The following is a 6,521-nucleotide window of genomic DNA, read 5'->3' on the forward strand; positions in this document are numbered from 1 at the left end:
GTCTGGACGTGTGACGTCGTGGACCGAGGAGCTGACCCGAGCCCGTCTGCACGTGGTCTCCGGCAAGGGCGGCACGGGCAAGACGACAGTCGCGGCCGCGCTGGCGCTCGCCCTGGCCACCGGTGGCCGCCGGGTGCTGCTGGTGGAGGTCGAGGGCAGGCAGGGCATCGCCCAGCTCTTCGACCGGGCCCCGCTGCCCTACTCGGAGGAACGGATCGCGTCCGCGCCGGGCGGCGGTGAGGTGCACGCGCTCGCGGTCGACGCGGAGGCCGCGCTCCTCGAGTACCTGGCGATGTTCTACAACCTCGGCTTCGCGGGCCGGACGCTGCGCAAGATGGGCGCGATCGAGTTCGCGACCACGCTCGCGCCGGGCCTGCGCGACGTCCTGCTGACCGGCAAGGTCAAGGAGTGCGTGAACCGCACCGGGCCGGACGGCCGCCACCTCTACGACGCCGTCGTGCTGGACGCGCCGCCCACCGGGCGCGTGGTCAAGTTCCTCGACGTCACCAAGGCCATGGCCGACCTCGCCAAGGTCGGGCCGATCAAGGGGCAGAGCGAGGGCGTCGTGCGGCTGCTGCACTCCGGTGACACGGCGGTGCACCTGGTCGCGTTGCTGGAGGAGATGCCGGTGCGCGAGACGCTGGACGCCGTCGCCGAACTGGACGGCGCCGACCTGCGTCCGGGCGCGGTGCTGGTGAACCGGGTCCAGCCGACGCGGCTGCCCGCCCGTTCGCTGCCGGTCGCCGCCGAGGGCAGGCTCGACGAGTCGCGGGTGCGCGCGGGGCTCAAGACCGCCGGGCTCGACCTCGACGAGTTCACCCTCGAAGGCCTGGTCGACGAGACGGTGGAGCACGCCATCCGGGTGCGGTCACAACAGGATGCCGCGGAATTGCTCGGCCAGTCGGACCTGCCGACGCTGGAGCTGCCCGACCTGACGGACGGGGTGGACGTGGCCGCGCTCTACGAGCTGGCCGAGGTGCTGGTCGCGGCGGGAGTTCGATGAACAGGCTCGATTTCGACCCGTTGCTCGACGACCTGGAGACGCGCGTCCTCGTGTGCTGCGGCTCCGGCGGGGTCGGCAAGACGACGACCGCGGCGGCGCTGGCGTTGCGCGCGGCCGAGCGCGGCAGGCGCGTGGTCGTGCTGACGATCGACCCGGCGCGGCGCCTCGCGCAGTCGCTGGGCCTGCGGGAACTGGACAACCACCCGCGCGAGGTCGTCGTGGACGGCTTCGAGCCCAAGGGTGAGCTGTTCGCGATGATGCTCGACATGCGTCGCACGTTCGACGACATGGTGCTGACCCACGCGGGCCGCGACCGGGCCGACCAGATCCTGTCGAACCCCTTCTACCAGACCATTTCCTCGTCGTTCTCCGGCACGCAGGAGTACATGGCGATGGAGAAGCTGGGCCAGCTGGTGGCGCAGGACGAGTGGGACCTGATCATCGTCGACACCCCGCCGTCGCGGTCGGCGCTCGACTTCCTGGACGCGCCGCAGCGGCTCTCGACGGTGCTCGACGGCAGGTTCATCCGGATGCTGTCGGCACCCGCGCGTGCTTCGGGTCGCGGGTTGTTGAAAATTGTAGGAACCGGCTTCAGCCTTTTCACGCGCGCCGTCTCGACGATCGTCGGCGGCCAGCTGTTGCAGGACGCTTCAACCTTTGTTCAGGCTTTCGACAGCATGTTCGGCGGATTCCGCGAGCGCGCCCAGCGCACGTACGAACTGCTCCGCTCGCCCGGAACCGGGTTCGTGGTGGTGGCCGCGGCCGAACCCGACGCCCTGCGCGAGGCGAGCTATTTCGTGGAGCGGCTCAGCGCCGAGAAGATGCCGTTGTGCGGGCTCGTCGCGAACAGGACGCACCCCGTGCTGGCGGCGGACCTGCCCGCGGCGAAGGCGCTCGCCGCAGCGGACGACCTCGACCGCTCCGGTGACGCGCCGCTCGCCGCGGCAGTGCTCCGGCTGCACGCGGACCGGGTCGCAGTCGCCGATCGTGAGAAGCGGCTGCTGGCCCGGTTCACGCGTGCCCACCCCGGCGTTCCGCTGGTCGGCGTGCCCGCCCTGCCTGCTGACGTGCACGACCTCGACGGCCTCAGAGAGATAGGCCGTCGCCTCGCCGGCGAGTAGGTGGTTACCCGACCCGGGTGTCCTCGACGTGGTCCTGACGGGCGTTGTCGAGAAGCTCGAGCCACGAGTCGACGTCCGGACGGCGGCGCAGCAGAGCACGGCGTTCGCGCTCGGTCATGCCTCCCCAGACCCCGAACTCGATCTTGTTGTCGAGCGCTTCGGCCAGGCATTCCATGCGCACCGGGCAACCCAGGCACACGAGCTTCGCCTTGCGCTGCTCCGCACCACGAACGAAGAGCTGGTCCGGCTCCTCGTCACGACACGAAGCGTTGATACGCCAATCCCCCTGGTTCATATCCCCCACTCCTCAGTGCTGTCCAAATGTGGAAATCCGCCACACCCCTGCCACGGATGCCGTAGCGTTCGAGCTACGGCTGCATTCCTTGGACGTTGACGGACTGTAGTGCCGTTCGGTTCCCTGTCCAAGCCTGGGTCACCCGACTGTTACCTGTCGTGCGTATGACTACTCATGCTGAGTAACGACACTTACTGATCACCTTCACCCGTTCGTGTACGGCGTACGCTGACCTGCGTGCGAGTCAGGAATGGCGTGCTCAAGATGCTCGGCCTGTGCCTGCTGGCTGGGGTTCTCCTCGCCGGCATGCTGTTCCCAGTCGTGGGTGCGACAGGCCTCGTCTCGAACAGGGCCAGCGACACGGTGGACAGCATCTCGGCCGACCTCGTGACGACGGATCCTCCGTTGATCACCACGGTCACGGACAAGGAGGGCGCCCCGATCGCCTACCTGTTCGACCAGTACAGAGTGCTGACACCTCCCGAGAAGATCTCGCCGACCATGAAGGCGGCGCTGATCTCGGTCGAGGACCGCCGGTTCTACGAGCACCAGGGCGTCGACTGGAAGGGCACGATCCGTGCGGGTCTGACGAACCAGGTCAGCGGCTCGGTGTCGCAGGGCGCGTCGACGCTGACCCAGCAGTACGTCAAGAACTACCTGGTCCACGTGGTCGCCAGGAACAACAAGCTGGAGCAGGCCAAGGCCCAGGAGCAGACCATCGCGCGCAAGATGCGCGAGGCCCGGATCTCGTTGCAGCTGGAGCGCAAGCTCGGCAAGGAGGAGATCCTCGCCCGCTACCTCAACGTCGTTCCTTTTGGTTCGACCATTTACGGCATCGCGGCGGCGGCGCAGGCTTACTTCAACACGACTCCGGACAAGTTGACGGTTCCCCAGTCGGCGATGCTCGCGGGAATGGTGAACAGTCCGTCAGCGCTCGACCCCGAAGCGTATCCGGACAAAGCGATGGACCGCCGCAACAAAGTGATCGACAGGATGGTCGAGAACGACAAGCTGTCGCGCGACGCGGGTGAGGCGGCGAAGAAGGAGGGACTGGGGCTCGCGACTCCGGTCCGCACCCCGCCGAACGGCTGTGTCGGTGCCGGTCCGGAAAACGGCTTCTTCTGCTCGTACGTCGTGAATTACCTGCAGCGCGCGGGTTTCAGCGAGGAGCAGCTGCGCACCGGCGGCTACGTCATCCAGACCACTTTGGACCGTGCGGTCACCTCCCAGGCCAAGGCGGCGGCCGAGGCGGGTGTCGGCAAGACCATCGACGGCATCGCGAACACGATGGCGGTCGTCAAGCCCGGCAAGGAGCGCCACGACGTGCTGGCGCTGGTCGCGAACCGCGACTACGGCCTGAAGTCCGATCTGCGCCAGACGACGTACGACCTGCCGAGCGGCGTGGAGAACAAGTTCGGCGCGGGTTCGATCTACAAGGTCTTCACGGCCGCGGCGGCGCTGGAGAAGGGTCTCGGCATCGAGAACGTCATCCCGACACCGACCTCGCACACGTCGCGGGTCTTCAAGGGTGGCGCCCAGCGCTGCCCGAGCACCGGCGAGCCCGGCACGCGCTGGTACTGCCTGTCGAACTTCGACTCGAGCTACCCGTCGTCGATGACGCTGCAGCAGGCCCTCGCCACGTCGCCGAACACCGGCTTCGTGATCCTCGAGGAGCAGACCGGCATGGACGCGGTCGTGGACATGGCCTCGCGCCTGGGCATGCGCGAGACGATGGCGACGAACCTGCAGGGCACGAGGCCGGACCCGAAGGCCAAGGACAAGCAGAACCGCATCTCGCAGACGGAGTTCTACAAGCAGAACGGCGGCAACGCGTCGTTCACGCTCTCCCCGGCCCCGGTGTCCACTTTGGAGCTCGCGAACGTGGCGGCGACCATCGTGAGCGGCGGCAGGTGGTGCCCGCCCACGCCGATCGCGAAGGTGCTGGACCGCAACGGCAAGTCCGTCCCCGTCAACGAGGCGCCGTGCGAGCAGGTCGTCGCCGAGGGACTCGCGAACGGCCTGGCGGTCGGCATGAGCAAGGACGACGTCGGCAACGGCACCGCGGCCCAGGCCGCCCGCAACGCCAAGTGGACCCGTCCGATGATCGCCAAGACGGGCACCACCGAGGAGTACAAGTCGGCGGCGTTCATCGGCGCGACCCCGGACTTCGCGGGCGCCGTGCAGACGTTCAACGACGGCACCTCGCCCCGTCCGATCTGCCTCGGCGCCCAGCCCCGGCTGTGCGGCAGCGGCAACATCTTCGGCGGCACGATCCCGGCCAAGACGTGGTTCGAGACGATGACGAAGGTGCACGGCGCCGCGCCCGCGTCCCCGCTGCCGCAGGTGGAACAGCGCTACCTCAAGGGCGGCCGCGAGATCCAGGTGCCGGACGTGGTGGGCAAGCAGATCAACGACGCCACGCGGATCCTGGACCAGGCCGGCTACAAGGTGAGCCAGCAGTCGGTGAACTCGGAGCAGCCGAAGGGGACGGTCGTCAGCCAGTCGCCGCGCGGCAACGCGTTGCGCGGCACGGTGATCACGCTGTCGGTGAGCTCGGGGTACGTGCCGCCGCCGGTGGCCTCGGAACCGCCGGCCCAGCCGCCGCCGAACCCCGGCAACCCCGGTAACCAGCCGCCACCGGTCACGCTGCCGACCGAGCCGAACCGCTAGCCCAGCATCGCGTTGAGGCGCTTCACGCTCACGTCGACGTGAGCGCGGATCTCGGCGACCGCCGTGTCGCGGTCGCCGAGGCGGAGGGCGTCGAGGATGGCGCGGTGCTCGGCGATCACCTCGTCCGGCGTCTCCTGCTTCGAGAGCACCGTGAGGTAGAAGCGCAGTTCCTTGGTCAGCCCGGCGAAGAACTCGTCCAGCCTGGTGCTGTCGAGCAGCGCGACGATCGCCTGGTGGAACGCGAGGTCGCGGTCGACGATCTGGCTCCCGTCGTTCTCGGCGGCCTCGACGAGCGCGTCGAACGCGTTGGTGATCGCTTCGAGCTGCTCCGGACGCGGGGTGCGGGCGAGCGCGGCGGTCTCCAGGCGTTCGCGGGCCGTGTAGAGGGCCTCGATCTTCTCCCGCGTGGGCGCGATGACGACGGCGCCGCGGTTGACCTCGTAGCGCACCAGGCCGGTCAGCTCGAGGATCCGGACGGCCTCGCGGATGGTGTTGCGCGCGACGCCCAGCTCGGCCGCGATCGCGCTCTCCCTGAGCCTGTCACCAGGGCCGAAGGCGCCCGCCATGATCCGTTCGGACAGGCCGTCGGCGAGCTGCTGGGCCGTGGTGGTGCGGCGCACTTCGAGGCCGTCGAGGGCTGACATGGGGCCAGTTTACCCAGTTGCCCTACAGTTGAACTGTACTACAGTTTGGGTCATGGACCTGACGACGTTCAAGGCGCTCAGCTTCGACTGCTACGGCACGCTCATCGACTGGGAGACCGGCATCACCGCCGTGTTCTCGCCGTGGGCTCGCGAACAGGGCCTCGACCTCTCGAACGAGGAACTGCTGCTGGCGTACAGCAAGGAGGAGGCGGCCGTGGCGGCGGAGGAGCCGTTCCGGTTGTACCCGGACGTGCTCGCGGAGGCGTTCCGGCGCACGGGTGAGAGCTTGGGCCGCGAGGTGAGCGACGAGTGGGCGCGGCGGCTGGGTTCGTCCGTCGGGGACTGGCCCGCGTTTCCCGACTCGGCGGACGCGTTGGCGCGCCTGGCTTCCCGCTACAAGTTGATCATCTTGTCCAACGTGCACCGCGACGGGTTCGCGGCCAGCAACCTGCGGCTGCGGGGGGACTTCGCGGCGATCGTCACCGCGCAGGACGTCGGCGCGTACAAGCCCGCCGAGAACCACTTCCGCGCGCTGGACCGTGAGCTGGATTCGCTGGGCGTGGAGCGTTCGGAGCTGCTGCACGTGGCGCAGAGCCTGTTCCACGACCACGTGCCGGCCAAGCGCGAGGGCCTGCGGTCCGTGTGGATCAACCGGCGGCACGACCGGCCGGGCTGGGGCGCGACGCCGGAGCCGTCCGGCGACTACGGCTACGACCTGGAGTTCGGGTCGATGGGCGAGTTCGCGGACGTGGTCGACAAGGCGTTCTGAGCCGGGGTGGCGCAGCGGT

The 6,521-nt window shown here is 68.8% G+C and carries 6 protein-coding genes; 4 read left to right on the forward strand and 2 right to left on the reverse strand.

The genetic code is table 11. The annotated features are described in order from the left end of the window. Nucleotides 1–10 precede the first annotated feature (10 nt). Nucleotides 11–1,003 carry an ATPase BagA gene (gene bagA / locus IEY88_RS20495; RefSeq protein WP_189156387.1) on the forward strand — a complete coding sequence of 331 codons (993 nt, stop codon included), beginning with the start codon at nucleotides 11–13 and terminating at the stop codon, nucleotides 1,001–1,003. Then, entirely contained in the window at nucleotides 1,000–2,124 is a 1,125-nt protein-coding gene (gene bagB, locus IEY88_RS20500; RefSeq protein WP_189156388.1) for an ATPase BagB, read from the forward strand. Before bagA ends, bagB begins: the two co-directional genes overlap by 4 nt. A 4-nt stretch (nucleotides 2,125–2,128) precedes the next feature. Here bagB and IEY88_RS20505 read toward each other — a convergent pair whose 3' ends face one another. Then, a complete protein-coding gene (locus tag IEY88_RS20505) occupies nucleotides 2,129–2,419 on the reverse strand; it encodes a WhiB family transcriptional regulator (RefSeq protein WP_189156389.1) in 291 nt (96 codons plus the stop codon). 237 nt (nucleotides 2,420–2,656) lie between these two features. Between IEY88_RS20505 and IEY88_RS20510 the strand changes: the two genes are divergently transcribed. After that, nucleotides 2,657–5,089: a penicillin-binding protein gene (locus tag IEY88_RS20510; protein WP_189156390.1), complete on the forward strand. Its 2,433-nt coding sequence runs from the start codon at nucleotides 2,657–2,659 to the stop codon at nucleotides 5,087–5,089. Here the strand turns inward: IEY88_RS20510 and IEY88_RS20515 are convergent. After that, on the reverse strand, nucleotides 5,086–5,733 hold the full coding sequence (locus tag IEY88_RS20515) for a GntR family transcriptional regulator (protein WP_189156391.1): 648 nt from the start codon (nucleotides 5,731–5,733) through the stop codon (nucleotides 5,086–5,088). The genes IEY88_RS20510 and IEY88_RS20515 overlap by 4 nt on opposite strands. 52 nt (nucleotides 5,734–5,785) lie before the next feature. On the opposite strand from IEY88_RS20515, the gene IEY88_RS20520 reads away from it, so the two are divergent. Further along, the gene (locus IEY88_RS20520) at nucleotides 5,786–6,502 is read left to right on the forward strand and encodes a haloacid dehalogenase type II (protein ID WP_189156392.1); all 717 of its coding nucleotides are present in this window, start codon (nucleotides 5,786–5,788) and stop codon (nucleotides 6,500–6,502) included. Nucleotides 6,503–6,521: the final 19 nt, after the last annotated feature.

The organism is Lentzea pudingi (genome assembly GCF_014646255.1).
Classification (GTDB): domain Bacteria; phylum Actinomycetota; class Actinomycetes; order Mycobacteriales; family Pseudonocardiaceae; genus Lentzea; species Lentzea pudingi.